The organism is Bradyrhizobium icense (assembly GCF_001693385.1).
In the GTDB taxonomy this organism is placed as follows: domain Bacteria; phylum Pseudomonadota; class Alphaproteobacteria; order Rhizobiales; family Xanthobacteraceae; genus Bradyrhizobium; species Bradyrhizobium icense.
This window is the reverse complement of record NZ_CP016428.1, coordinates 2,049,325-2,073,157: the sequence shown is the minus strand read 5'-3', so window position 1 is coordinate 2,073,157 and position 23,833 is coordinate 2,049,325. Positions and strand designations below refer to the sequence as shown.

Here is a 23,833-nt window from a genome sequence, read left to right as displayed (position 1 = left end):
GCCGCAGGCACAAAGGCCGCCTTTAACGTTTATCCCAATGCATTAAACAAGAACGTTTATCCCAATGCATTAAACAAGGCCCCAAAGATGCCTTTTCTTTTCTGACCCGCAAGACTAATGATCGCCGATTGTTTGCACCAACTGGTCTCACACCGTGAAACTGCTCGTCGTCATTGTTAACTACCGCGTCACCCAGCTTGCGATTGATTGCCTGCATTCGGTCGCAAAGGAGATTGCCAGCGTCCCCGGCATCCATGTCGCGGTCTGCGAGAACGGATCGGGGGATGGTTCCGCCGAACTCCTCCGGAGGGCGATCGACGACAATGGCTGGTCATCCTGGTGCATGCTCAAGGCGCTCGACGTAAACCTCGGGTTCACCGGCGGCAATAATGCGATCCTGCGACCGGCGCTGGAATCGGCCGACAAGCCGGAATATTTCTTGTTGCTCAATTCTGATACGATCGTCCGGCCGAACGCCTTCAAGACGCTTGTTGACTTCATGGACACGAACCCACAAGTCGGTATCGCCGGCAGTCGGCTCGAAGATCCCGATGGCACGCCGCAACGGTCCGCATTCCGCTTTCAAACGCCGCTCGGAGAGTTCGAGGGCAGCCTGAAGCTGGGGTTGGTCAGCAAGCTCTTGAGCCGCTGGGTGGTGGCGCCGCCCGTGGTCGATCATGCCTTCGAGACGGATTGGGTTTCCGGCGCCAGCATGATCGTCCGGCGCGAGACCATGGAAGCGACGGGATTGCTCGACGAAGGCTATTTCACCTATTTCGACGACATCGACTATTGCTTCAATGCCAGAAAGCAGGGCTGGCCCACCTGGTACGTTCCGGCAAGCCGCGTGGTTCACCTCGTCGGCCAGTCGACCGGCGTGAACAACAAGCCCAAGCGTTTGCCATCCTATCTCTTGGAAGCGCGCAGGCGTCACTTCCTGAAGAACCACGGCGCGTTCTACGCTGCGATGGTCGACATTTGCAGGATTGCAGGCCTGTCGCTCTGGCGGCTGCGGGTCATTCTCACGGGAAAGGAAGACAATACCCCTCCGCAGCACCTTTTCGATTCAATCCGGCACAGCGTATTTTTCAAGGGCTTCAAGGTGACCGACGTCAAGAATCCGGCCTTGACCTCGTGATTTTCAAATCCGATCCGGGATTGCGTAATGTCCGTCGATGAGATTGATCGAAGCCTTGTAGAGTTTGCCCAAAAAATTGTAGCCATGCCAAAAGGAATTGCGAACGAAGGCGGGTTCGAAGAGCCGTCGCCAGGCGACGCCAGCGCGGCCTCACCGGCCGCAGCCGAGCTCGGCGGTCAGAACCTGCCTCCCCCGTTGCCCGCCAACAAGCAATCCGATCCGGACATTCGGCCAGCACTATCTGCCGGCGCAATCGGTAAACAGCTTCATACCGCAGATGAAATCGCAGGGCTCATCATGAAGTCGCTGCGCGTCATCGAAGATTGCCCCCGTCGCGGATTTGTCGTCACTGTCTATGGGTCAAACCCGTGGAATGCGATGCTGACCATACGGCCGGAAGCCGGTCCCCGCATTGATCGAGAGCTCTGGCGTTCGCGGGTGCAGGACATCGGCATGCGGCTCAGCGACGAGTTCGACATGGCTGACGCATCGACCATCTCGACCAACGTTTCGGCATAGCCACTCCCTTCCACAAGAGGCAGCGCCGGGAGCACGGCGGGTATCCCCGACATGGCAGCCAATTTAGCCAATAACACCCTGCCCTCCGGACGTGATCCGTCAGTTCAACCATTCCGTCTCCTGGAGATCGATCCTGGCGCGACTGTCATGGAGATTGAGGCGGCTCTCGCGCACGCACGGGAAATGCATATCGCGCCCGAGAAGAGGCTGGCCGAAGCCCAGGCAGCTCTCTTGGACCCCGTCCAGCGCCTGCCGAGCGAACTCTCCTGTCCCCTCGGCAGCACGCCCGATTGCGTCGATCTCTTTTTCACCGAACTGCCTGCCGACGTTTCCGACGAAGACATTCTGCGAACGTCGTCCCGGCTAGCTCCGGTCGCAAGAGCCAATTTCATTGCGCGCTACGCGGCTCGCCGGAGTGCATCGAGCGAACTGCTCGTTGGCTTGATTGACGCGCACGATTCCATCGATGTCATGGAAGTCTATCAGGTCCTGCAGGCGCTCCGACATCGAGCCGGTTGGCCGCCGCCCTCGCTGGCGAGTGTGAGGGATGGGTTGAATAATCTCCTGAATGCGCATTGCATGACCGTTATCGGAGCCTACGATCCACCTGAAAGCGCAGCAGAGCCGTTGCTGCAGTCCGCCCGCCATATCCTGGAAACGCGCGAACGGCCGTTCATCCGAATGCACTCCCTCCTGCTGGAGGCCTATCGGTGCGCAACTGCGCAGATGCGTTCCGAAACCGATCAGCAGGTCGACAGTGCTAGCCAAGCACTGAAACAACAACCGGGCGATGCGTCCTCGGTCGAGAGCCTTGCTGATGCGCTGCAGCTCTGGTCCTCGCTCTGGGAGCCTCTGCTATTGGCGAACGCGCACGAGGAGGTCAGCGGCCCGGAAGCGAACAGCACGCCCAATCGCATCTTTGACTTGCTCGGCGATCTTTGCCGACAACGGCAATACCGTACGACACAGCAGGTTCTGGACAACGCGCTCCTCGCTTTCGGGTCAATTCCGGATGCGGCTGCACGCCTCGCCGAAGTCGGGGAAATACTGCGCGAAATGCTGCATGCCAGTTCAACCGCTATCATGCAGAACCGGGACCTTGCGGTACCGGCCGGGAGCGGCCGCTTCCGCCACGTCAAAAAAGCCGCGCTCGCGGCTGCGGTACTGCTGGTCATGCCTGGCTTGCTGGTGGCGTATCGGGCTCTCGACAGGGGAGCGGCATTTTCCGTCGTTTCAGTACCCAATCCACCCCAGCAGGAAGCCGAGCCAGAGTTGCTTCCTCCCGTCGGCAATGGCCAGCGTTTTGCGCGAGGATATGTTCGCTTCTGCCGCTTTCAGGAAGAACGGCTGCGTGTCGTGAAGCAACGGGTTCGAGGTCCCGAAGACATCCGCGCCTATAACGCGCTTGCCAATGACTACAATTCACGATGCTCCGATTTTTTGTATCAGGACGAAGACCTCAGGGTTGTGAAGGAAGAAGTAATAGCGAAGCAAAAACTTCTCGAAGCCGATGCCGAGCGCATACTCTCGACTTGGTCATGGCGCAAGAACCCCGGTGGAGCATCGGCGACATCGTCCAAATGAGCCGGAATCGTTCGGGCTGATCTTATTGGCGCCATAGCCCTGATGGTGAGGAGCGCCAACGGGTGCGCGCGCATCGCGGCCCGATGACAGGCTCCGCGCGTCTAGAATGCCCCATCACTTGTCTATATGATTCGAGACGTCCGCTCTGCGGGCTGCTCTGAGCCACGCGCCTCGGCGAGTCCGTGAGGGGGCGATGCCGGGTGCATGGCCTTGATGAAACCGCCGAGCACACCGAGCTGCCGCAGCGTGGCCTCGGTCCTCTTCGCTAAACCCACCGCCCGTGCTCGATCTCGTTGGAGATAGCGCAGAGGGCGTTCAAAATTGCCCGCCGTCAACCACGCGGTTCATCAAGAAGCTCGGCAACGGCCACGCCCAATGCAAAAGCTAAGCGCTGAATATTGTCCAGCGTGGTGCTGTGTTTCGCATTCTCAATTTCGCTGATTTGGTCCTGGGAGAGTTCGGCAGCATGCGCCAACTCCTCTTGGCTCATTTGCCGCGCAACCCGTAACCGGCGCACATGTTGCGCCAAGATACGCCGTGCAGCCTGGATATCCCGCCCTGCCATTGGGACGGTAGGCCATTGGTTTCAAAAAGTTTCTATGGAACGAATTCCATAAAAAGATGGCGCAGGCTGGCTCGGTGTTATAGAATAAATTCCATAGGGCTTTGGCCTGACGCCAGCTGCGCGATCACGGCCTCGACGACAAAAAATGCTAGCAAATGTTGGTGCGGCCAATGATTGAGCCAGATTCTACAGCGAAAGTTGGTGAACCCCGCACGTCTGATGCCGACAGCATTTTGCTGGAGCTAGGGGCTCAATTCGAGACGCTTGCTGCTGAACTATCTGCCGCTCAGCACGCAGCCAGCGAATCAATCAGCTATTCAGATCAGTGGTCATGCGCAAAGATCCATATGCGAGCGGGAGTGGATGCACGAGCCGAACGCGATGCCGGGACTAGACAGATCGAGGCAATCTTGGCTCGTCTTGATCCAATCGAACGGGCGATCATGCAGACACAGGCTTGCACGATCAGCGGATTGGGCGTGAAGGCGCGCCATGCGGCCTATGTGATGTCTCAGTACTGGGAGGCGCCCATCGACCAAATCGATTGGGAAACAAGGGCGGTACGTCTCTTAATCGAAGCAGTCTGCGATGTCGCCCGCACACCATTGCCCCTGAGGAACGAAAGGAGCAATGACTAGCCTCTGTTTAGTGCCATCACGCCAAACCTCGTTATCCGGTTCTTGTCCGACTTGCCGCGGTTTTATTCCCCTTTTCTTCAGGGTCCCATCTCGACCTGGAAATGAGGCGAGCGTTTCCCGTTCCTTTTGCTCAGCCGAGCCACGAGTGGAGCATCAACATTGTGGAACGACCGGGCGGGTCAAGCGGCTTCCAACTCTGCAGCGACGCTGGATCGGCGAATACACCTTTGCATGGTTTGGCACGCCCCCGCAGTCTTACCGGGGACTTCGAAGGCTCCGCTCACCGAAGCGGCTTGGCTTCTCGTCGCCCACCCCAAGCTTTGATACCCGACGCCCCCCTCGTCAAGTCCCGAGATTGCTGCACGCTTTTTGACCCAGACACTCAGGACGAGATTTTTTAACAGCTCCGACGCAGTAGAACTAAGCGCATTCCGATCAAAAGGGCGAGACGGCAGCGCTGTTCGACTACCTGAGATCGGCGGAGCATCACGCAAGCGCCCGAGCCCAGTTCCCGATTTAACCTTTTGCGCGTGCATCAAGCTTAACGCGCGAGTTGCGTTGCGAACGACCCGTAAGAAACTATGGTTGCTTTCGAGTTAGCGGATTTGGCCAAATTGATTATATGAACTGCGGAGCATTGCGTGAAGCGCCAGCGTTTGAACAAACCCAAGAATGTCCGGGAATTGCCGAAGCAGTCACTGAGCGACCGCTACGCCGAAGTGTTGAGACTGCGTCAGGCCGTCTTCCGGACCCAGGCCGCGCTGCAGGCGACCGCCGCTGTCAATCGGCTCGCATCGAAATAAACCATCATGCGCTCAAGCGTTGCCAGATTGACATATTTGTTTGCCATCGCCGCAGCCATGATCGGCTGGTCGTGGTTGCTTCTGCATAGCCTTGCCTGGGCGCTTGACCTCTAGGCGCGTCGCGGACCCGAACGCCTATTCGCAGACTCGAACCGCTCTTTGCCGCCAGCCCCTGGCGGTCCAGACCCGGCGCACGACATAGCAGAGCGGATCGCTGCGATAAGCCCATGGACCGTACTCGGCATACTCGCCGTAGCCGAACGGATAGTCGTAGCCGTCGTCGAACGGATGGCCGTAGAGCCGCGCATAGCCGTAGCCGCCCGGATAGCCAATCCCGCGGAATCCCGGGGCGACGACCAACGTGGCGTCCGCTGCCGCGATATCGGGGGCGATCACAAACGCCAGGCAAAGCGCAAGCAAGGCTGAATGTGTCTTACGCATATTCCGGTGTCCTTGCGCTATCCTGCGGAGCGGAATGTCGCGACGGAGCCGCGGCCAGATGGTCGATGAACTGAGCGCCAAATTCGCATCCGATGCGCCAAGCCAGTCGGCACAAACGCGGGCGGCCTGTTGAAAGGATCAGCGTGAACTCCGCGGGCTCATCGAGATTTTCAGCGATAATCCGCACACCGCCGTCAGATATGTCGGTGATCGTGCAATCGCGCGGCAGAGAGCCGAGTCCCAACTGAATCTTTGCCGCCCCGTGGCAGGAGCGACGTTCGCTTTTTCGCCGATCCACAAACACCCGCCCCAACCCACATTCGTTGATTTTCTCTTTCGGCAATCTTATCGAAAATCCGTTGGACTTGGCCTAAGCGGTCGGTCCGCAATCGACGGTTTCCCTTATCGGAAAATTTACCGCTGTCGGTCGGCCGAGGCTCGGCTCTCTGATCTGAAAGGTAAGGTTAAGGATCCTATTATCTCGAAAGAGTCTTTGAGCCAGTGCAAAACGCCAAGATGAAGAGACGTATTTCCCAGCTTGCCATTGCTGCGGCATGGATCGCGGTCATCGCGATCGCCTATGCTACGCTGGCGCAGGTCGGCTTCGTCTATGCCATCTACTTCAAGCTGTCGCCGTACCTGATGCGCCCAGCGATGCAGACCTATGCGCATTTCGAGCACGTGATCGCATTTGCCATCCTCGGCGCCCTCTTCGGCTTCGCCTATCCTCGGCGCCTGATACTGGTCTGCTGCATCGTGTTCGGCGCCGCGGCGCTGCTGGAGATACTGCAGACCGTGACGCCGGACCGCCATGGCACATTGATCGATGCGCTGGAGAAGTTAGCGGGCGGCGCGGCCGGCATCGTTTTTGCGAGAACTGCCCGGCTAGTGTGGTCGGCCAAGGACACGCCATCCTGAGATCATCAGCCCTGCTGATATAAATTCCGTGGGTGGGTGGGTGGGTGTAGGGCTCAAGACTGCCTCGTTCCGCAAGGCGGAATGGGCGGGGCCGATCTCACGTGCAACGAAGTGTTATCCTCACCGGAGATTGACTTAAATTAAAGGAACGTATTTAAGGAAAATACAACTATTAATAATTGGGGGGAATCATGCGGTTTTCGTTGCTTGGATTGATTGGTCTGGGGACCGCGCTTGCGTTGACGTCGTCTGTCAGCAGCGCCTCGGCTGTCGTCACATTTGATCAGAATCTGGCGTCGGGCTGGACCCAGGGCACCGGCACCAGCAACGGCCATTTCGCGGTCGACACGGGGGACAATGGCGTCGAACTCGGATTGCGTGCCTCCATTCGATTTGTCGGGCCGATCACACCGACGGGAAATCTGTACATCGCACCAGTGGGCAACTCATCCGGCAAGGCGCTGTGGAATTTCGAGTTCTCGGTCAATCCCGGTTCGCTGGTGGACACCTATTCGTTGCTGACCATCACCGGTCCGGGAGGGTCATTGGCGTTCAATCCGCAGCTAATTCCAGACAATACGCCGATCGGCGGTCCGCTCTATCAGAACAGCGAAAACCTTGCTTTCGCTTTTCTGGGAGGCCCGCTGAATTTCAATCCCAATGTCTCCGGGGTCTACACCTTCGATCTGAAGCTCTTCAGCGCGAACGACCAGCTCTTGGGCGACGTGTCGATCCAGGTCAATGCCGTTCCCGAACCGTCGACCTGGGCGATGTTGATTCTTGGCTTCGCCGGCGTCGGCTTCGTGGCCTATCGCCGGAAATCACGACCGGCAATGCTGGCTGTCTGAGCCCAATCTTCGTCAGTGATGCGAAAGGCCGCCTTCGGGCGGCTTTTTTCTTGCAACCGTTACAGAGAATCGCTGCACATTAAATCGGCGGCTGGCCCAAAACCCAGATCCACCAGAGGCCGATGGCAAGGTGGGGCCCGAATGAGATGGCCTGCTTGCCATGAAGGTCATGTCCTTCGGATCTCAGGATCAGCAGGCTGACCAAAGCGGAGGCCACGGCGATCAACAGCAAGCCGGGAATGCCTTCCGCGCCGATCCAGAGGGTGCCGGCCGCAACAAACTTGACGTCGCCGAAACCCAGGCCGTCAAAGCCCCGCAGCCAACGATAACCGGTGCGGAACAGCGCCGCGGCGGCAAAGACCAAGGCAGCCTCAAATCCACGCCACCAGAGGTCTGCCGCGCCCCACAGATGCGCCTGTAGCGCCCCGCCGGCGGCCAGCGCCAGGACCAGGCTGTCCGGAATGATGCCGTAGCGGCCGTCTATGGCGCATATCGAGGCCAACAGAACCACGAGATAGCAGCCGGCGAAGGCCGGCAGCGGCCAGCCGGGATCGCCTGCAAGGCTCATTGCGAGCCAGGCCGCGCCGGCTATCAGGCCCCACGCCATGACGACGTATTGCCGCCCTGCCCGGCGCCACGCGAGCGCTTCGCCGAAAAAGCGGCCGGTACGGTTACAGGTTTTGCGAAGCGAGCGTATCATCTCCCGCTCGCATGAAGGGGAACGGTCAGCTTCTCGCCTTGCCCCTCCAGCACGACTTGCTCCGGCGTAACCGCGGCGACGCGCCAGCCCTCGATCTGCCCGTTGACCTCAACCCACACGCCCACCGGGCTCTGCGTCGTAATCAGGAACGCCTTGGCCACCCCATCGCTCATGAATACCCCTTTGAGGGTGATTCCGGAGTCCAACGTCGCCACGGGCGGCGGCGGTGCGGAGGTAGGCTCGGTCGCGACAAAAACCTGCCGGTTCCGCGAGAACAGCGGGCGTTGGATGATATTCTCGAAGGCTGCGGCGGCGCGCGCATCGGAGGCCTTGGCGACCGGCATGCTTTTGCCAAACCATGTCGGGGCCGTGACCGTCGAAAGCTCGAGCGAAATCACCGCGCTTAGGGTGATCACGCCGACCAGCCCGATCCAGACCGCAAAGCCGACGATGAGAACGCACGTCGCTGGCCGCAGCGCCGCCAATTCGCTACGGCCGGGGAGATCGGTCCGCCCGAGCATCGCGGCGAGCCTGGAGGCTGCGAGTTGCCGTGGCGAAGCGGTCATGCCCGCCAGCCGAAGCTGGACCATTTGCCCCAACGACGTCATGGCATCCGCTCCGCCGGGGCCGGTCCGCGGCCCGCTTGCTGGCCATCCATGGCGGGAGACCGCGAGCCGTCGCGGATAGCGCCCTGAACCCTGAGCTCCGCCCTGACCGGACCGTCCTCCCCATCCGCCAGGCTGCGGAAGGAGGCCGTGGAGACAAACAGCAACGGCGTCTGATTCTCGATCGCGAAGATCATGTCGCGAATGGCCTTCAACGGCCCTTCGAGTTCGACGCTGACGGCAATCATGTGCAGCGGCTGGGACCGGCCGCCCTGCAATCCGCGGATCGCGAGCAGATTGACCCCGGCAGTCGCGGCCATCGCCTTCAGGCTGGCCTGCAGATCGGCGCTGGCAACGCGTTCTTCGCTGCCGGGCAGGAAGGGATCGCCTGATAGCCCGACGCTGCCGGCCGACTTCTTTGCCGCGCGCGTCACGTTCTGGAAATGCGCAAGCTGCGCCGCATTGTCCGATATCTCTTCGCCCCTGTCGGCAAAGCGCGTCAGGATCGGCGCGAACAAGAAGACGATAACGAAGAGGATGGCAGCGGCGTTGAAGGCCAGGAAGGGCGTCCCGCGCGCCAATTTCAGGTTCTGGATCATGGCGCGGTCCGGGGTCTTGCGGCCGGCCGCGCCGCACGGGCGCCGCGCAGCTTGAACGCAATGCTGAAACGCTCCTTGTGCTCGTTCGCATCCGGCGTGATCGCGGACGTTAGGGTCGCGCCCGAAAACAGCGGAGACTGGTCGATGAGGCGAACCAGCCGCGCGGCATCCGCCGAAAACCCTGACAGCGTCACCGTGCCCTCGGCAATGCGAGTCTCGGTCAGAAAGGTATGATTGGGCAGAATACGCGACAGCTCGTCCCAGACGGCGAGGACGCCGGTCTCGGCCTTCATCGCGAACAAGCGCGCCGCGGGGTTCATGCCGTCGCGACCGCTCTGGGCTGATTGTCGGGCCTCGATAAGTGCCGTTTCCACCGCCGCGGCGACACTGGCCTGGCGCCATTCGAAGACGACCAATCCAAGCAGGACGGCCCCGAGCGCGGCGGCTGCTAGCAGCCGAACCGCCCGTAGCGCCCAAGCGGGATCTTCGTCGCTGACGGCGCGGAACGTGATCACGGGTACTGCCTCGCCGCCGGTATCTGCCACCGCCAGACAGTCGACATCCCGCGACGTCAGGCCGAGCTCCGACAGAGCCGCCTCGGCGCGATCGCGCCGGATGATCCAGTGGCACATCGGCACGACACCGTCCGCCTCTTCCCCGACGGCCGTTGCAGCATGCCATATGTCCGAAAGCTGGAACGGTGTCCGCCGCACGATGTCCTGGTCAAGGATCCGCAGCAGGGCGCCAAAGGCCGCCTTGGGCACACTCAACTCGCGCAGAAAGAACAGCTCGCGCGAAATCACCAGCGCGACGGTCGTCGCCTCCCGCGTCACGCCTTGCCCGGTAAGCCATCGTTCGAGTGCGGCCGCGTTGAAAGAGGGGCACGGAATCCGGATTTCCGCCGGCCCGGCGGCAGACATCAGACGGCATGTGACGCTGTCGCCATCTCGCCAAAGCGTCGCTATCGGTCTCGCCTCGCCCTCGGCCCATTCGCGCCATTGCGCGGGCACCGCGTCGCGCAAGCCCGCCAGCCACCATTGCGCAAAGCCCCTGCCCCACGCCGTGAGGACGTGGAGGCCACCGGCTCGGGCTGCGGGCAGATCGGCGACAGGCATAATCGTCACTTCTCGGATCGAGACATTCGATTCGAATGCGCGAAGCCTATTTACTAATTCTTTACGAAGGGTAACGAGCGAACGTTCACAAGCTGTCTGAATTTGGATCTCAGAACGTGCTTCATCTGCATTTAATCATTGGTTCATCATGTTGTTTGGGCACGATTTTTCGGAAATCCGGCTGCCGGCTCTTGCTTGATTTTTAGCCCTGCCGCAGCGCCACGATAGTGGCGGGCTCGTTGCGCCGTTCATCTTCAAATTCAATCCGGATCGAAACCAGATCCGGCAGCCGCTCGGCGCGGGTCCAATCGGCCCGCCAGGTGGGCTTGGTCTTGGCATCGGCCGCACCAAAATACCCGATACGGATTTCTCGCACGCCGCTCAGCACCACGACCCGGGTTGCGGCTGGTTCCGGGTTCTCCTTCGAGCGCGCCGCGTTAAACGCCACGAAATCAGCGACGATATCGCCGGCGCTTCGCCGCAGGACGATTCTGTACGGCCCGCCTCGCAACGACCGTCCCTCGCTCAACCCCACGAAGGAAATCGCCTCGCCGCGACCGTCGAACCCGATGGCGTCTTTTGGGCTCGCCCCGTCCGCACGGACCGGGAGCGCTGATCCCACCAGCGCAGCGACGGTCTGGACCGCAGCACTGGTCTCACTCCCGATCTCGCTCGCGCGATCGGCGCCGAAAGCCTGCCGCGCCATCGACAATCCGCCGGCCAGAAAGCCCGTCAGGATCGCGAGGATGGCGAGCGACAGCAGCAACTCGATCAGCGTCAGCCCCTGCTCGCCCCTCCGGCGGGCGGCGACGCGGGCGATCCGCCGGTTGCGCAACCCCGATGTCATTGTCTCGCCTCCGCCGCAAGCTTCAGCGCGGCGAGCTTGGTGGCGGTGCCGTCCGGCGCCTCGACCGCTATTTCTACCCAGAACGACTTCAAGGCACCTGTTGCGGGCGCCGGCCGGGCGCCTTGCGACGGACGCGCGTCGCTGGCGGGACGAACTTCGGTGACGGTCTGCCGCCATCGGAATTTGTTCGCGATCACGCCTTCGCGGTAACCCGGCGCAAGCGCCTCGGAAACCCCTGCCGCTTCGAGGCGCGATTGCGCCACCCGCAGCGCGGCGCGATTGACCTGCGTGCGTGCATCGGAGCGCATCGCCACCACCACGCCCGTCGATATCGCGCCGAGACCCAGGGCCAGGATGACGAAGGCAACGAGGATTTCGATCAGCGCAAATCCGCGCTGGCCGCCGTGCCTGACAAACGCTCGCCTGGATCGCGCGCCCATCATTGGATTAGCCGAGGTTCGCCAGTCAGCCAGTTGACGGCGATGCGCGCCGACCGCCCCTCCAGCGTCAGCGCGATCTCGCCGCCGGACGACTGGCCGTCCGGATAGAATCTGATACCGCCCGTGTCGCCGGAACGCTCCGTCTCGGCCACCACCACCGCGGCAGCCATTCCGCGCGGCAGATTGTGCATGGAATTCGGCAGGCCGAACCGGCCTTTCTCCACGTCGATCCGAAACAGCGTTTCGGCATTGCTTGACATCGCCTGCGCGCGCGCAAGCTGAAGCGTCGCCGTGACCGAGCGCGCCGTGACGGCGACACGCGTGGCCGCGGCCTTCGGCTTGGCGGAAAGCGTGCCGGCCAGGACAAGCCCGATGATGCCGATGACCACGAGCAGCTCGGCCAGCGTGAACCCGGCTGACGATCGTGCGGGGCGTTTCATTGGAACGCGAGATCGTTGATCGAGAGCACCGCGCTCATCACATGCATGATGAGCCCGCCGATGCTGCCGCCGATGACGAGCGTCAGAGCCGGCGTCAGCAGGCCGACCATGCGTTCGATGCGCCGCTGCAGGTCGGCCTCGATCACGGTGGCCACCTGAATGAGCATCGGGCCGAGCTGACCGGACTCCTCTCCGACGGCGACGAGGCGAAGCGAGGCTGGCGGCAACAGACCGTCGCCATCGAAGGCGCGGTGCAGCGGCGTGCCTTCCGGAACGCGCTTGATGGCGCTCTCATAGAGCGCGTTCAGGTGCCGGTTGGTGACCAGCGCCCGCGCGGTCTGCATCGCGGACATCAACGGCACCCTCGCGATGAGCAACGTGCCGAGCGCACGCGCAAAGCCGCCGGCTTCGCGGTTCTGAATGAGCCGGCCGATGACAGGCAGCGAGCATTTCAACCGATCGGCACCGCGCATGACCTCGGGATTTTGCTTCGCCTTGCGCCACACCAGGAGACCGGCTGCACCGAACAGACCGACGGCCAGCAAGACGATCGGCCAGTTGTCCTGAACCTCCTCGAAGAAATGCAGGATTCCCGGCAGCGGAAGCCCGGCATCGATGAAGATCGGCGAGATGCTTGGTATCAGCACGAACACGATGACGACGACCGATACCAGCGACATCAGGATCAGGATCAGGGGATAGACGAGCGCCGAGGCGATCTTGTTGCGAATCTCGAGCCGGCGTGCCAGCAATTCGGCGATCTGCGTGAGGACCTGCCCGGTGACGCCTCCGGCTTCGCCGGCGGCCAGGATGGCCCGGTAGTCCGACGGAAACACGTCCGCCCGTTGCGCCATCGCTTCCGAAAGCTGCAATCCCCCCAGCACGTCCTTGAGAAGCCCGTTGGCAAGACGCACGGTTTTCGGCGCGGCGCCCGGCCCCGCGATGATCCGGAACGCGGCATCGAGCGTCATGCCGGAATTGATCAGCGAAGCCAGCTCAACCGTAAAGGCCGTCAGCTCCTTCAGGCTGAATCGGTTTGACTGAACGAGCTCCCGCTTCCAGATCGAGGTTTCGGTCTCGTGCAGAGAGGCCGACGCCGGGCTCGGCCGTTCCGCGGTCCGGTCGGCCACGCCATAGGTTTCGAACGGCGTCAGCCCTGAGCTGTAGAGCGCATCGATCGCCGCCTCGAGACCTTCGGCAACGATCGTTCCCGCCGTGACGGCACCTCGCTCGGTGTAAGCCTTGTAGTGAAATGTTGCCAAGGGCCGGTGCTCCCTTTAGGACGCGCGGGTGACGCGCAGGACTTCTTCGAGCGAAGTCTCGCCGGCCCCGACCTTCACCAGGCCATCCTCGTAGAGCGTGTGAAAGCCTGCTTCACGCGCAAGCTGCTCGACCGCGCGCTGGTCCTGGCTCCTTCTTCCGATCGCTTCGCGGATGGCATCGTCGATCACCAGCAGTTCCGATATCGTGGTCCGGCCGCTATAGCCGGTATTACTGCACGCCTCGCAGCCAACCGGCTCGCGGCTGTGCGACCAATCGACTTGCGGATTGGCTGATATCGCCATCTTGAACTTGCCGTGTGCGCGTTCGCTATCGCTGTGCGGCCGCGCGCAAGCTGGGCAGAGCTTTCTGACCAGGCGCTGCGCCATCACGCCTGCGATCGTCGAGGCGAGCAGGTAACGCTCCAGTCCGATGTCGATCAGGCGCGTGATCGCGGCAATCGCGCTGTTGGTGTGCAGGGTCGAGAATACCAGATGGCCGGTCAGCGCCGCCTGGATGGCGATGCGCGCGGTTTCGAGGTCGCGGATTTCGCCGATCATGACGATATCCGGATCCTGGCGCAGGATCGAGCGAAGCGCCGTCGGGAAGTCGAGACCGATCTGCGGCTGGACCTGGATCTGGTTGATCCCGGAGAGCTGATATTCGATCGGATCTTCCACGGTGAACAGTTTCAGCTCGGGCCGGTTGAGATCCTTCAGAGCGGTGTAGAGCGTCGTCGTCTTGCCGCTGCCGGTCGGGCCGGTGACGAGAATGATGCCGTTCGGAAGCGCCATCAGGCGACGCAGGCTTTCCTGCGTCCTGCCGTCGAGCCCGAGCTTGGTGAAGTCCAGCTCCACCCGGGTCCGATCGAGGATTCGCATCACGACGCTTTCGCCGAACACCGTCGGCAGGGTCGAGACACGGATATCGATCTCGACGCCGCGTACCACGGTCTTGATGCGGCCATCCTGCGGCAGCCGCCGCTCGGCGATATCGAGCTTGGCCATGATCTTCATGCGCGTCGTCAGCGCGGCCCGCAGCGTTGCGGGTACCAGACGTTCCTGCTGCAAAAAGCCGTCGATCCGGTAGCGAACGGCCACCGCATCGCGTCCTGGCTCGATGTGCACGTCGGAGGCGCCACGCTCGACGGCTCTCGCAATGATCTGGTTCACCAGCCGAATGACCGGCGCTTCGTTGGCGATGTCGCGCAGGCGCTCGACGTCGAATTCGCTACCGTCGTTGCCGGCGATCGCGATGCCGTCGGTCTCCTCGGCGTGCGTCTCGGACGCCGCGTCCAGATACAGCGTCCGCAGGGCGCGCTCAATTTCCGCTGGAGCAATCACGGCGAGATCGACACGGACGTCGAGCATGTAGCTGATGGCCTCTGCGGCCTCGTCGACGAAGGGATCGGCAGTGGCGAGCAAGAGGCGCCGGCCGTCGCACGAGATCGGCAGGATCCGGTTGGTCTTGAGGAAGGAGAGCTGCAGGCGGTCAGCCAGAACGGGCCGGGCCGGGAGATCCACCGGTTCGATCAGCGGCAGGCCGCAATAGGTGGCATAGGCGAGGCAGAGGTCGGCCTCGGAAATCAGGCCGAGCTTGACCAGCACGAGGTCGAAACGCTCGGAGGCCGCGTCTGCTGCCCGCCGGGCCCGGCCGATGGCGGCGGGGTCGACCAGGTCCTTGCCGACCAGAAGGTCGGAAAACGCCTGCGCGAAGCCGGCGTGCTTTGGCCCCGGCAGTTCCGGTCCCAGGCTCCGCGGCGTGGCCGGGCGCAACAATTGCTGGATATCGAATGCCATTCGTGCTCGGCGGTCTCGCGGGGGTCTGCGTCGGCGCGATTCTAGGAGGTTTTGATTAACCAAAGCTTTGACGCTTTGTTTGCCATTCCTGCGTAAATATCGGTGAAGACGCGAGGTCAGGCCGCCTGGCCGTCCCAGCAAGGCATCCCGACGTGGCAAACCGGCCAGAGGCTCGAACGAACCGATTTGCCGTCCCCGCCGGTGCGGAATGCCCTGCCCTGTCCCGCTCCAGAGCCAGCCAATCGGGCTTCGCGCTGGTCGCCGTGATCTGGACGTTGGGCCTGATTACATTGCTTGGAATGGCTGTCATCGTCGGCGCGCGTTACCGCACCAAGACATCGTCGAACTACGCCTCGGTCGCCGCGGCCGAGATGGCCGCCGAGAGCGCGGTCAACCTCGCAATTGCCACGGCGCTGGCGGCAACGCCCGAGCAGGCCGTTAATTTTCCGTTGCGTTGCCGGTTGCCTGGCGGCGAACGCGCAACGATCACGGTCGAGGAAGAGACCGGAAAGATCGACCTGAACACGGCATCCTCGGCGGCGCTGACGCGCTTCTTCACCGCCCTCACGGGCGATCAGTCGAGAGGCATCCGCATCGCCTCGGAGATCGTCGCATTTCGCAGTCCAAAGGCGCAAGCCACGCCGGCTACCAAGCCGGCTGAATCACGCTTCACGACCGTGATGCAGCTCGATCAGATCGACGGCATGTCGCCCCGGCTGTTTCGGACGGCGCTTCGCCATGTCACGGTTCGCTCTGGACGGCCGGAGCCCGACATGGAAGCTGCCTCTCCCGCTACGCTCAGGTTGCTCAACGTCCAGCCGAAGCAGACTCTCGGCAAGCGAGGGTTGCCCGCAGGCGGCAGCATCACCATTCGTGCCGATATCAGCGCCTCGGACGGCACGCGCTTCATACGAGAGGCGCTGGTCTCACTGGAAGGCGGAAACGGACGTCCCTTCGTCATCCGCGAATGGCGGCGCGGGGATATCGATCCATCAAGCGCGCGGCAGGAACGCACTCAAGGCGCGGCGCACGCATGCCTGCGCCTTCGCGATGCGACGTCAAGCTGACGCGCCGCATCGACGATTGGGCTGCAACTAGCCTTTGGAATTGAGCACCACTGGTGGCGGCGGAGGCGGCGGACGAACGGAGCCCTCGAGCTTCAGACGCTCCTCGACGACAGCGGGGCCCGGCTCCATCACGGTGCAGCCCTTGTAGCGCTGCAGATCCGACAGCGCGTCGAGCCGCCGGCGTTCATCGATGAGCTGCTTGGGCGCATCCAGCGGGTATCGTTCGTAGCCGTAGCCCGCCAGCGGCCCCACCGCCAGCCAGTACTCCAATCGAGCCGCGCGGCGAGCCGAGTAACGGAACGACGCTGCGATGCCATTGCAGCTCATGGATTCATCGACCGGCAAAACGGCATAGGGCGGCGGCGGTTCGATGATCGGAGAGGCATAGGTCACGCAGCCGGCGAGCGCGCAGGCCATGCTCGACACCAGCGAGAAATTCCTAAAGAAGGCTGCCGCTCGCTTCGTCACTGTGACGTAATCCGATGCAGGGTGTTGGCCGGCGTACGCTCGCGCGACGTCGTGTGCGGCATATAGACGTGCATCTTGCGCCGGTATTCTTCGGTCACGAGACGGCTTTCCGTGCCGTCGCGGACCACCTTGGGCGTGATCAGGATGACGAGTTCGGTCTTCTGAACCTGGTCGCCGCGGTTGGAGAACGCGGCACCGAGCCCAGGGATGTCGCCGAGCAGCGGGATCTGGTTGCTGGTCTTGCTGGCCTGCTCCTGGATCATGCCGCCGAGCGCGAGCACTTCGCCATCGTTGACGACGACGGTGGTCTTCACCCGGCGCTGCTGGATAGTCGGCGAGTCGATCCCGGATGAAGTGGTCTTCACCACGGCGCTGACTTCCTGTTCGATCTCGAGCTGCACCCTGCCGCTCTCGTTAATGCGCGGCGTCACCGAAAGGATCACGCCGGTATCCTGCATGGTGATCGAATTGACGATCGCGGTTTGCGCCGTCACCGTGCTCGTTGCGGTCTGCGTGGTGATCGGCACCTGATCGCCGATCTGCAGCCTGGCCGTCTTGTTATCGAGGACCATCAGCGAGGGGGTCGAAATGACGTTGACGCGCGTGAGCGCGTTCAATGCGCTCAACGTTGCCGCTATGCTGGCCGCGTTGACGGCGTAGTTGAAACCCGGAAAAACCGACGCCACGCCACCGGTCAGCGCGTTCGAAAACGAGGCGGTCGGCGTGCCCTTCTTGGAGAGCTGCCATTGCACGCCATACTGCAGCTTGTCGTTAAGCGTCACTTCCGCAATGACCGCCTCGATCAACACCTGGCTGGCGACGACATCGAGCCCCTGGATGACGCGAAGCACGCGCTGGTAATCCCGGTCATTGGCCATGACGAGCAGCGAGTTCTTCGTTTCGTCGGCCACGATCTTGAGCGGCGGTTCGCCGCCCGGCGCGCTGCCGGACGACGGCGGCGGCTCCATCGAATCCGCCGTCAATGCATCCGGCTCGTTGTTCAGCGCGCGCTGCAGGCTCTGCAGATCGTTGTTGCCAGGATTGACACCGCCCCGGAGAAGCCCGGCCGCTGCGCCCTGATCCATATCCGTCACCGAGCCACCCGGTCCGGGCGCCCGGGCCGAGCTTCCGGAGAAGCTTGCCTGCCTTGATCGCGGTGAAACACTGCGCGTCGGCTGCTTCACCACTTTCATTTCGTTCGAGAACATCGACTGCAGCACGCTGGCGAGTTCGGCCACCGGCCGGTTCTGCACCTGATAGACGTGAAGCTGCCGCTCGGAGCCGGCCGCCTTGGCATCGAGCCGCCTGATCCAGGTCTGCGCTCTCGGCAAATAGCTCGGCTGCGACGTCACGACCAGGATCGCCCCAAGCCTGGTGTTCGCGATGAACCTCACGCGCCCCTTGAGTGGCCCCTCCTTTTCGGAAGCAAAGATCGCCTTCAGTTCGTCGACCATCTTATCCGGCTGGGAGGTTTTCACCGGGACCACGGCGAACGACATGCCCTTCATGACATCGACATCGAACACCGAAATCGAATCCAGCATGCTCTCGATCTCCGCCGGAGAGCCCTTGAGCGCGAGAATGTTGCGTGCATCGTCGGCTTGCACGATGGCACCTCTCGGCACCATCGGCTCGAGCACGCGCGCGACTTCGGTGGCGGAAACGTATTTCAGGGAAACCACGCGAACGCCGTTACCGGCGATGGCGCTGTCGGCTGGACCGTCGCCGGTCACGATCGCGCCCGTGGCGGCCTGGTCGGCCGGGGCAATCCGGTAAGTGCCGCGGCTCTGCACCAGCACCGCGCCGATCGGCGCCAGTGCGGTCTGGAACATCTCCAGCGCCTCGGCCTTGCTGACCGGTCGCGTCGTTTGCACGGAAATGACTCCGTCGACGCGAGGATCGACCACGTAGTTCACCCCGATCATGTCGCCGAGGACGGTCTTGGCGGCCTGCTGAAGAGGGACGCTTGCCAGATTGAGTACTACGTTGCCGTCTGCGCCGACTGCCTTCCGCTTCGAATACGTCCCGCCGATCATACTGCCGTTGCCGCCGTCCATGACCGCAACTGCCTGCGATGAGGGTGACGGAAGCGGCACGGCACCCGTGGGCCCGCCGTCATACGCATAGGTTTGTTCGAGGGAAACCGGCTGTCCCCCCGTCAATCTGGGTTGTGAGACCGTAGTCAGAGGCGTGGTGGGGGTGGTGGTGCAGCCAGACACAACGAGTATTGCCGCCCAGCAGGCGGCCAACCTCGTCGCTAGGCTACGAGAAGGCAACAAAGGTGAAACCCCCAAACCAACGCGCGCCGTGGACTATTTTGGCGCGTAAATATTCGGTAAAACATCATGGTTAATCGACAGTAAATCGGCCGGAATATCGGGATGCGCCGGTCCATAAATGCCCGCGAATACGCTTGCGGCGAGCTAAATCCGAGATAATCGGCCCGTTTCGGTCCCATTAATATAAACCTGACGTCCGAATATCGTCGCTGATCCACTGGAGCGAGCGGTGCTCGCTGGCCGGATCAGGACGGAGCTGCTATATTTAATTTACGGCCCGCGTCGGGCCTGAATGTCAGGATGGCGGTATGACGAACCTTGTTGCAGCTCCCGTGAGCGAGACCTTCTCGATCGTTGGAACGTGCATTAATTGTGCCGCTCCGGCCAGTCTGCTGGCAACGATGACGATCATCGTCATCGGCGTCGCATTGGCCTTGCGCTCGGAACGGCGTAGCAGCGTGTCACGGCGGGTCTGAGCGAAGCACTCGGTCGTTCAGCCGAGGTCGTCGGGCTCGTATTCGACGAACTTCTTGTAGATCCAGCGCCTGCCATCGTGCCGGCGCCACACCTTGCCCCACAACAGCCGCCCGGTAATCGAGCGCCTCGGAAACATGACGGTCCAGAGGTGCCAGGTATCCGCCCACGCCCGCTCCGGGCTGAACGACGTGCTCTGAAAAATGTTATAGCGGCTCATCGCACTGAACTCCGGCATTAAAAGCCAAATCGCGCCGACCAAGGGAAAATAACTCGGCCGTAACGCACTCCAATTTGCGTCGGAGTTCGCACACTTCCCGATATTTTTGCGCGAGATCGTCGGGCCGAGCCCGCGATTTACGCTTGGTGACGATTTTCCGACGTGGGCGATTTCGCTTCATACTTCATTATAGCTTCGCCCGTGAGCGGCTCAATCAAAGCCGTTGATTAAGATAACCCATCAACCTTACTCCGGCCGCGTCTACCTCAACGCGCGAACCGTCCGCACGGGAACCCCCGTAAATTGACGGGCGAAATCAAATAAACCATTCTGCCACGAAATGACGGTGCGGCCTCGCATGGCCTCGCCATTTCATGTAGTGAATATCGCTAAACCCATTAATCTCAACGTATTGAATGGCAAATTAATGCGCGCAGTATTGCTGGCCGGAGGCCTGGGAACCAGATTTGCCGAGGAGACCGATGTTCGTCCCAAGCCGATGATCGAAATCGGCGGCAAGCCGATCCTGTGGCACATCATGAAGATCTACTCTAGCCACGGCATCAACGACTTCATCATCTGCCTCGGCTACAAGGGCTACGTGATCAAGGAATATTTCTCCAACTACTTCCTGCATCAGTCGAACGTCACTTTCGACCTTCGCGAAAACAGGATGGAGGTTCTGGAGAAACATGCCGAACCGTGGCGGGTGACGTTGATCGACACCGGCGAAGAAACCATGATCGGCGGCCGCATCAAGAGAATCCTACCCTACATCGGCGATGACGATGCCTTCTGCCTGACCTACGGCGACGGCGTGGCCGATATCGACATCACCGAAAGCATCGCCTTCCATCGGCGCGAGGGGCGTCTTGCGACCGTGACCGGCACGCAGCCGCCCGGCCGCTTCGGCGCCATCAACCATCAGGGGCCCCGCGTTACCGGATTTCAGGAGAAGCCGCGCGGCGACGGCAACTGGATCAACGGCGGCTTCTTCGTGCTCTCGCCGAAGGTTGGCGACTACATCGAAGGCGACGCGACCGTCTGGGAAAAAGAGCCGATGACGAATCTGGCAACGGCCGGCCAGCTCAGCGTATTCCTCCACGACGGATTCTGGCACCCGATGGATACGTTGCGGGACAAGCGATATCTGGAAGATCTTTGGTCAAGCAATAAGGCCCCCTGGAAGAAATGGTGAAGAAGAAAGATTCCATGCGCATTCTTATTACCGGTTCGATGGGTTATGTCGGCCCTATCCTTACACGCCACCTTCGGCAGAAATTTCCAGACGCCGAATTGATCGGGTTCGATACTGCATTCTTTGCCCACAACCTTACGGGAGCGATCAGGCTGCCTGAGTCGCTGCTGGATCGCGTTCATTTCGGCGATATCAGAAATTTTCCGCCGGAACTGCTCGATGGGGTCGATGTCGTCGTTCATCTGGCTGCGATTTCCAACGACCCGATGGGGAAGGAATTCGAGGGGGTCACCGAAGCCATCAACGAAAAGGCCAGCGTTGCGCTTGCGCGGATGGCGGAGCAGCGCGGCGTCGGTCGCTTCATATTCGCTTCGAGCTGCAGCATTTACGGCGCCGCCGAAGGTCGCCCCAAGCGCGAAAGCGACCAGCTCAATCCCCTCACCGCCTATGCGCGGTCCAAGGTTGCGATGGAAAACGCGCTTCGCTCGAGCAATGCAGGCAACATGACGGTCACCTGCCTGAGGTTTGCCACCGCTTGCGGCATGTCGGATCGGTTGCGGCTCGACCTGGTCCTCAACGACTTTGTCGCGAGTGCACTGGCCACCGGCGAGATCACCGTGCTCAGCGACGGGACGCCGTGGCGGCCACTGATCGACGTAGCCGATATGGCACGCGCCATTGAATGGGCCATCGGACGCGATGCGGACCGTGGCGGACGGGTTCTTGTGGTCAACGCCGGCAGCAACACGGGAAATTATCAAGTCCGCGACCTGGCCGATGTCGTGGCTGCCGAACTGCCGGGTACCAAGGTAAGTATCAACACGGCGGCACCGCCGGATTTGCGCTCCTATCAGGTTGATTTTTCACTGTTCGCTGAACTGGCTCCTGCGCATCTTCCCGCGGTCCCGCTCGCTCAGTCCGTCAAAAATCTCTACGCCGGATTGAAAGGAATGCGGTTCTCGGACAAGGAGTTTCGCTCGTCCTCGCTGATGCGGCTCAAGACGCTCAAGGACCACATTGCGGTGGGCCGCCTGTCTGCCGACCTCCGCTGGCAATAATCTCGAAAGGTTTGCATCGTGAAGTTTCACCCTACGCCGCTTCATGGCGCCTACACGATCGAACTCGAAAAGCGCGGCGACGACCGGGGGTTTTTCGCGCGCTTCTTTTGCCAGAAGGAATTCGAAGCGGCCGGCGTGCCGATGTCGATCGTTCAGATCAACAACTCCCTCAGTGCGAAAGCCGGCACCCTGCGCGGGATGCACTATCAAGTGGCGCCGGCCGCAGAAATCAAGGTGGTGCGCTGTATCCGCGGGGCGCTCTTTGATGCCATCGTCGATCTGCGGCCGGACTCCCCAACCTTCGGCCAATGGTTCGGCGTCGAACTCACCGCGGAAAACCGAACGATGATTTTCGTTCCGCAGGGGTTTGCACACGGCATTCTGACGCTCACCGACGATACGGAGGCGTTCTATCTGGTGAATGCGTTCTACGCTCCCGAACAGGAGCGCGGCCTACGCTTCGACGATCCGCGATTTGGGATCGAGTGGCCGCGCCAGCCCGTCGAGGTTTCGCCCAAGGACCAAAGCTGGCCGGACTTCGACCCGGTATTCCACGGCATCGAATCCTTGCGAGGCCTGACGTGAGAATCCTACTGACCGGAGGCAGCTCGTTTACCGGTCTATGGTTTGCGCGCAGCCTTGCCGCGAGAGGCCATACCGTCGTCGCGCCCCTCAAGGGCAGCAACTATTCGGGCCTGCGCGGCAGTCGCGTGGCCGAGCTTCGCTGTGTTGCCGAAATCGTCGAAGACTGCCCATTTGGCTCGGATCGCTTTCTCGATCTCGCAGGCACCGGCTCATGGGACCTGTTGTGCCAGCATGCGGCCCAAACCGGCGACTACCGCAATCCGGACTTCGACGTCATTGGCGCCGTCACCGACAATACGAAGAACCTTGTCGCGGTCCTGAAGAAGATGATGGATCGCAGCCTGACCGGCGTCGTACTCACCGGCTCCGTATTCGAACAGGACGAAGGTGCCGGCGACGCACCGCTCAGAGCTTTCTCACCGTACGGACTGTCGAAGGGCCTCACCTGGCAATACTATCGCTTCCTCAGCGAAACCCTCCATTTCAATCTCGGGAAGTTCGTGATCGCGAATCCCTTTGGCCCGTTCGAGGAGCCGCGGTTCTGCAGCTATTTGACCCGCTCTTGGTTCAAGGGCGAAGTGCCGACAGTACGCACGCCGCTGTACGTGCGGGACAACATCCATGTTGATTTACTGGCGAAAGCCTACGCGACCTTTGCTGAGAAAGTCCCTCCGCATCACGGCATAACGAAGTTCAATCCGAGCTTTTATGTCGAGAGCCAGGGCGCGTTTGCTCAACGCTTTGCCAGTGAAATGTCATCGCGCCTTGGGATCGCCTGTCCCGTGACGCTGCTGCAACAACAGGAGTTCGCCGAACCGATGGTCCGGATCAACACGGATCGGATTGACGGCGCCGAATTCGGCTGGAGCGAAGCGGCGGCCTGGGACGCCGAGGCTGCGTTCTACCGGCAGGCCGCAAATTAGTCGCGACGGGGCAGGTCCGCCGCCCGATCGAGAGCGTCGCGACCGATCATAGCTATCTATTACGGCAGCCTTGCCTGCAGGTTTGGGCCTGGCTGTCACAGGCGCTCTGGCAGGGAGCGCCAAGCGTGGTTGGGCATACGCGCTTGCAGGCATCATTCTGGCTGGCGCAGTTGGCTAAGCAGGCGTCGGTGGCGGCATCGGCCAGGCGCAGCTTGCCAATCGAGACGTTGCTTTGACCTGCAGAGGCCGTTCCGATCAGCAGCAGGGTCAATGCAGCACAGAGCGCGAGCTTCATGGGGACC

The 23,833-nt window shown here is 61.6% G+C and carries 26 protein-coding genes and 2 pseudogenes; 12 read left to right on the top strand and 16 right to left on the bottom strand.

All coding sequences use genetic code 11. The features are described 5' to 3' along the window. The first annotated feature begins 154 nt into the window (after nucleotides 1–154). The 3 genes from LMTR13_RS09795 to LMTR13_RS09785 are packed head-to-tail and all read left to right on the top strand — an operon-like array spanning nucleotide 155 to nucleotide 3,241. Nucleotides 155–1,138 (top strand): glycosyltransferase family 2 protein, encoded by a 984-nt coding sequence (locus LMTR13_RS09795; protein WP_083218957.1) that lies wholly within the window; start codon nucleotides 155–157, stop codon nucleotides 1,136–1,138. A gap of 27 nt (nucleotides 1,139–1,165) precedes the next feature. Further along, complete coding sequence (locus tag LMTR13_RS09790; RefSeq protein ID WP_065727690.1) at nucleotides 1,166–1,657, top strand: hypothetical protein; 492 nt, start codon at nucleotides 1,166–1,168, stop codon at nucleotides 1,655–1,657. 51 nt (nucleotides 1,658–1,708) lie between these two features. Continuing rightward, nucleotides 1,709–3,241 (top strand): hypothetical protein, encoded by a 1,533-nt coding sequence (locus tag LMTR13_RS09785; RefSeq protein ID WP_156795531.1) that lies wholly within the window; start codon nucleotides 1,709–1,711, stop codon nucleotides 3,239–3,241. A 331-nt stretch (nucleotides 3,242–3,572) separates the two neighbouring features. Here the strand turns inward: LMTR13_RS09785 and LMTR13_RS09780 are convergent, their stop codons facing one another. Continuing rightward, a complete protein-coding gene (locus LMTR13_RS09780; RefSeq protein ID WP_236843329.1) occupies nucleotides 3,573–3,731 on the bottom strand; it encodes a helix-turn-helix domain-containing protein in 159 nt (52 codons plus the stop codon). Nucleotides 3,732–3,976: 245 nt separating this feature from the next. On the opposite strand from LMTR13_RS09780, the gene LMTR13_RS41590 reads away from it, so the two are divergent. Both LMTR13_RS41590 and LMTR13_RS40500 read left to right on the top strand, forming a co-directional pair. Next, nucleotides 3,977–4,444 carry a hypothetical protein gene (locus tag LMTR13_RS41590; RefSeq protein ID WP_197521058.1) on the top strand — a complete coding sequence of 156 codons (468 nt, stop codon included), beginning with the start codon at nucleotides 3,977–3,979 and terminating at the stop codon, nucleotides 4,442–4,444. 641 nt (nucleotides 4,445–5,085) lie between these two features. After that, entirely contained in the window at nucleotides 5,086–5,247 is a 162-nt protein-coding gene (locus tag LMTR13_RS40500) for a hypothetical protein (protein WP_156795530.1), read from the top strand. Nucleotides 5,248–5,382: 135 nt separating this feature from the next. Here LMTR13_RS40500 and LMTR13_RS09770 read toward each other — a convergent pair whose 3' ends face one another. Together LMTR13_RS09770 and LMTR13_RS09765 are read right to left on the bottom strand one after the other, a co-directional pair. Then, on the bottom strand, nucleotides 5,383–5,688 hold the full coding sequence (locus tag LMTR13_RS09770; RefSeq protein ID WP_065727687.1) for a hypothetical protein: 306 nt from the start codon (nucleotides 5,686–5,688) through the stop codon (nucleotides 5,383–5,385). A 61-nt stretch (nucleotides 5,689–5,749) separates the two neighbouring features. Then, nucleotides 5,750–5,992: pseudogene (locus tag LMTR13_RS09765) on the bottom strand (PilZ domain-containing protein); the annotation flags it as partial. 212 nt (nucleotides 5,993–6,204) lie between these two features. Here LMTR13_RS09765 and LMTR13_RS09760 point away from each other — a divergent pair. Both LMTR13_RS09760 and LMTR13_RS43630 read left to right on the top strand, forming a co-directional pair. Continuing rightward, nucleotides 6,205–6,606 carry a VanZ family protein gene (locus tag LMTR13_RS09760; RefSeq protein ID WP_065732567.1) on the top strand — a complete coding sequence of 134 codons (402 nt, stop codon included), beginning with the start codon at nucleotides 6,205–6,207 and terminating at the stop codon, nucleotides 6,604–6,606. Nucleotides 6,607–7,352: 746 nt separating this feature from the next. Next, nucleotides 7,353–7,454 (top strand): annotated as a pseudogene (locus LMTR13_RS43630) (PEPxxWA-CTERM sorting domain-containing protein); the annotation flags it as partial. Nucleotides 7,455–7,533: 79 nt separating this feature from the next. On the opposite strand, the gene LMTR13_RS09750 reads toward LMTR13_RS43630, so the two are convergent. The 9 genes from LMTR13_RS09750 to LMTR13_RS09710 form a co-directional block, all read right to left on the bottom strand. Then, complete coding sequence (locus tag LMTR13_RS09750) at nucleotides 7,534–8,154, bottom strand: prepilin peptidase (protein ID WP_083218956.1); 621 nt, start codon at nucleotides 8,152–8,154, stop codon at nucleotides 7,534–7,536. Beyond that, nucleotides 8,151–8,762, bottom strand: a complete 612-nt coding sequence (locus LMTR13_RS09745) for a hypothetical protein (RefSeq protein WP_156795529.1) — start codon at nucleotides 8,760–8,762, stop codon at nucleotides 8,151–8,153. Before LMTR13_RS09745 ends, LMTR13_RS09750 begins: the two co-directional genes overlap by 4 nt. Then, on the bottom strand, nucleotides 8,759–9,358 hold the full coding sequence (gspM, locus tag LMTR13_RS09740) for a type II secretion system protein GspM (RefSeq protein WP_065727683.1): 600 nt from the start codon (nucleotides 9,356–9,358) through the stop codon (nucleotides 8,759–8,761). The genes LMTR13_RS09745 and gspM overlap by 4 nt, the downstream gene beginning before the upstream one ends. After that, nucleotides 9,355–10,473, bottom strand: a complete 1,119-nt coding sequence (locus tag LMTR13_RS09735) for a PilN domain-containing protein (protein WP_065727682.1) — start codon at nucleotides 10,471–10,473, stop codon at nucleotides 9,355–9,357. Before LMTR13_RS09735 ends, gspM begins: the two co-directional genes overlap by 4 nt. Nucleotides 10,474–10,675: 202 nt before the next feature. Next, entirely contained in the window at nucleotides 10,676–11,320 is a 645-nt protein-coding gene (locus LMTR13_RS09730; RefSeq protein WP_065727681.1) for a prepilin-type N-terminal cleavage/methylation domain-containing protein, read from the bottom strand. Then, a complete protein-coding gene (locus tag LMTR13_RS09725; protein WP_083218954.1) occupies nucleotides 11,317–11,763 on the bottom strand; it encodes a type IV pilus modification PilV family protein in 447 nt (148 codons plus the stop codon). Before LMTR13_RS09725 ends, LMTR13_RS09730 begins: the two co-directional genes overlap by 4 nt. Beyond that, nucleotides 11,760–12,200, bottom strand: a complete 441-nt coding sequence (locus tag LMTR13_RS09720) for a GspH/FimT family pseudopilin (RefSeq protein ID WP_065727679.1) — start codon at nucleotides 12,198–12,200, stop codon at nucleotides 11,760–11,762. The genes LMTR13_RS09725 and LMTR13_RS09720 overlap by 4 nt, the downstream gene beginning before the upstream one ends. Further along, nucleotides 12,197–13,462 (bottom strand): type II secretion system F family protein, encoded by a 1,266-nt coding sequence (locus LMTR13_RS09715; protein ID WP_065727678.1) that lies wholly within the window; start codon nucleotides 13,460–13,462, stop codon nucleotides 12,197–12,199. The genes LMTR13_RS09720 and LMTR13_RS09715 overlap by 4 nt, the downstream gene beginning before the upstream one ends. 15 nt (nucleotides 13,463–13,477) lie before the next feature. Next, complete coding sequence (locus LMTR13_RS09710) at nucleotides 13,478–15,259, bottom strand: GspE/PulE family protein (protein WP_083218953.1); 1,782 nt, start codon at nucleotides 15,257–15,259, stop codon at nucleotides 13,478–13,480. Nucleotides 15,260–15,522: 263 nt separating this feature from the next. Here LMTR13_RS09710 and LMTR13_RS09705 point away from each other — a divergent pair, with 263 nt between their 5' ends. Continuing rightward, a complete protein-coding gene (locus tag LMTR13_RS09705) occupies nucleotides 15,523–16,326 on the top strand; it encodes a type II secretion system protein GspK (protein WP_156795528.1) in 804 nt (267 codons plus the stop codon). Between the two features lie 27 nt (nucleotides 16,327–16,353). On the opposite strand, the gene LMTR13_RS09700 is transcribed toward LMTR13_RS09705, so the two are convergent. From LMTR13_RS09700 to LMTR13_RS09690, 3 genes are all read right to left on the bottom strand, one after another. After that, nucleotides 16,354–16,794 carry a hypothetical protein gene (locus LMTR13_RS09700; protein WP_156795527.1) on the bottom strand — a complete coding sequence of 147 codons (441 nt, stop codon included), beginning with the start codon at nucleotides 16,792–16,794 and terminating at the stop codon, nucleotides 16,354–16,356. After that, nucleotides 16,791–18,851 carry a type II secretion system secretin GspD gene (gene gspD / locus LMTR13_RS09695; RefSeq protein WP_065727675.1) on the bottom strand — a complete coding sequence of 687 codons (2,061 nt, stop codon included), beginning with the start codon at nucleotides 18,849–18,851 and terminating at the stop codon, nucleotides 16,791–16,793. Before gspD ends, LMTR13_RS09700 begins: the two co-directional genes overlap by 4 nt. Before the next feature lie 715 nt (nucleotides 18,852–19,566). Further along, the gene (locus LMTR13_RS09690) at nucleotides 19,567–19,767 is read right to left on the bottom strand and encodes a hypothetical protein (protein ID WP_065732564.1); all 201 of its coding nucleotides are present in this window, start codon (nucleotides 19,765–19,767) and stop codon (nucleotides 19,567–19,569) included. 427 nt (nucleotides 19,768–20,194) lie between these two features. On the opposite strand from LMTR13_RS09690, the gene rfbF reads away from it, so the two are divergent. The 4 genes from rfbF to LMTR13_RS09670 are packed head-to-tail and all read left to right on the top strand — an operon-like array spanning nucleotide 20,195 to nucleotide 23,531. Continuing rightward, nucleotides 20,195–20,965: a glucose-1-phosphate cytidylyltransferase gene (rfbF, locus tag LMTR13_RS09685; RefSeq protein ID WP_065727674.1), complete on the top strand. Its 771-nt coding sequence runs from the start codon at nucleotides 20,195–20,197 to the stop codon at nucleotides 20,963–20,965. A 14-nt stretch (nucleotides 20,966–20,979) separates the two neighbouring features. Further along, nucleotides 20,980–22,023, top strand: coding sequence for an NAD-dependent epimerase/dehydratase family protein (locus LMTR13_RS09680; RefSeq protein ID WP_065732563.1), 1,044 nt, complete (start codon nucleotides 20,980–20,982; stop codon nucleotides 22,021–22,023). A gap of 18 nt (nucleotides 22,024–22,041) precedes the next feature. After that, complete coding sequence (gene rfbC / locus LMTR13_RS09675) at nucleotides 22,042–22,608, top strand: dTDP-4-dehydrorhamnose 3,5-epimerase (protein ID WP_065727673.1); 567 nt, start codon at nucleotides 22,042–22,044, stop codon at nucleotides 22,606–22,608. After that, nucleotides 22,605–23,531: an NAD-dependent epimerase/dehydratase family protein gene (locus tag LMTR13_RS09670; protein WP_065727672.1), complete on the top strand. Its 927-nt coding sequence runs from the start codon at nucleotides 22,605–22,607 to the stop codon at nucleotides 23,529–23,531. The genes rfbC and LMTR13_RS09670 overlap by 4 nt, the downstream gene beginning before the upstream one ends. A gap of 52 nt (nucleotides 23,532–23,583) precedes the next feature. On the opposite strand, the gene LMTR13_RS38995 is transcribed toward LMTR13_RS09670, so the two are convergent. Next, entirely contained in the window at nucleotides 23,584–23,826 is a 243-nt protein-coding gene (locus LMTR13_RS38995; protein WP_083218952.1) for a hypothetical protein, read from the bottom strand. Between the last annotated feature and the right edge of the window lie 7 nt (nucleotides 23,827–23,833).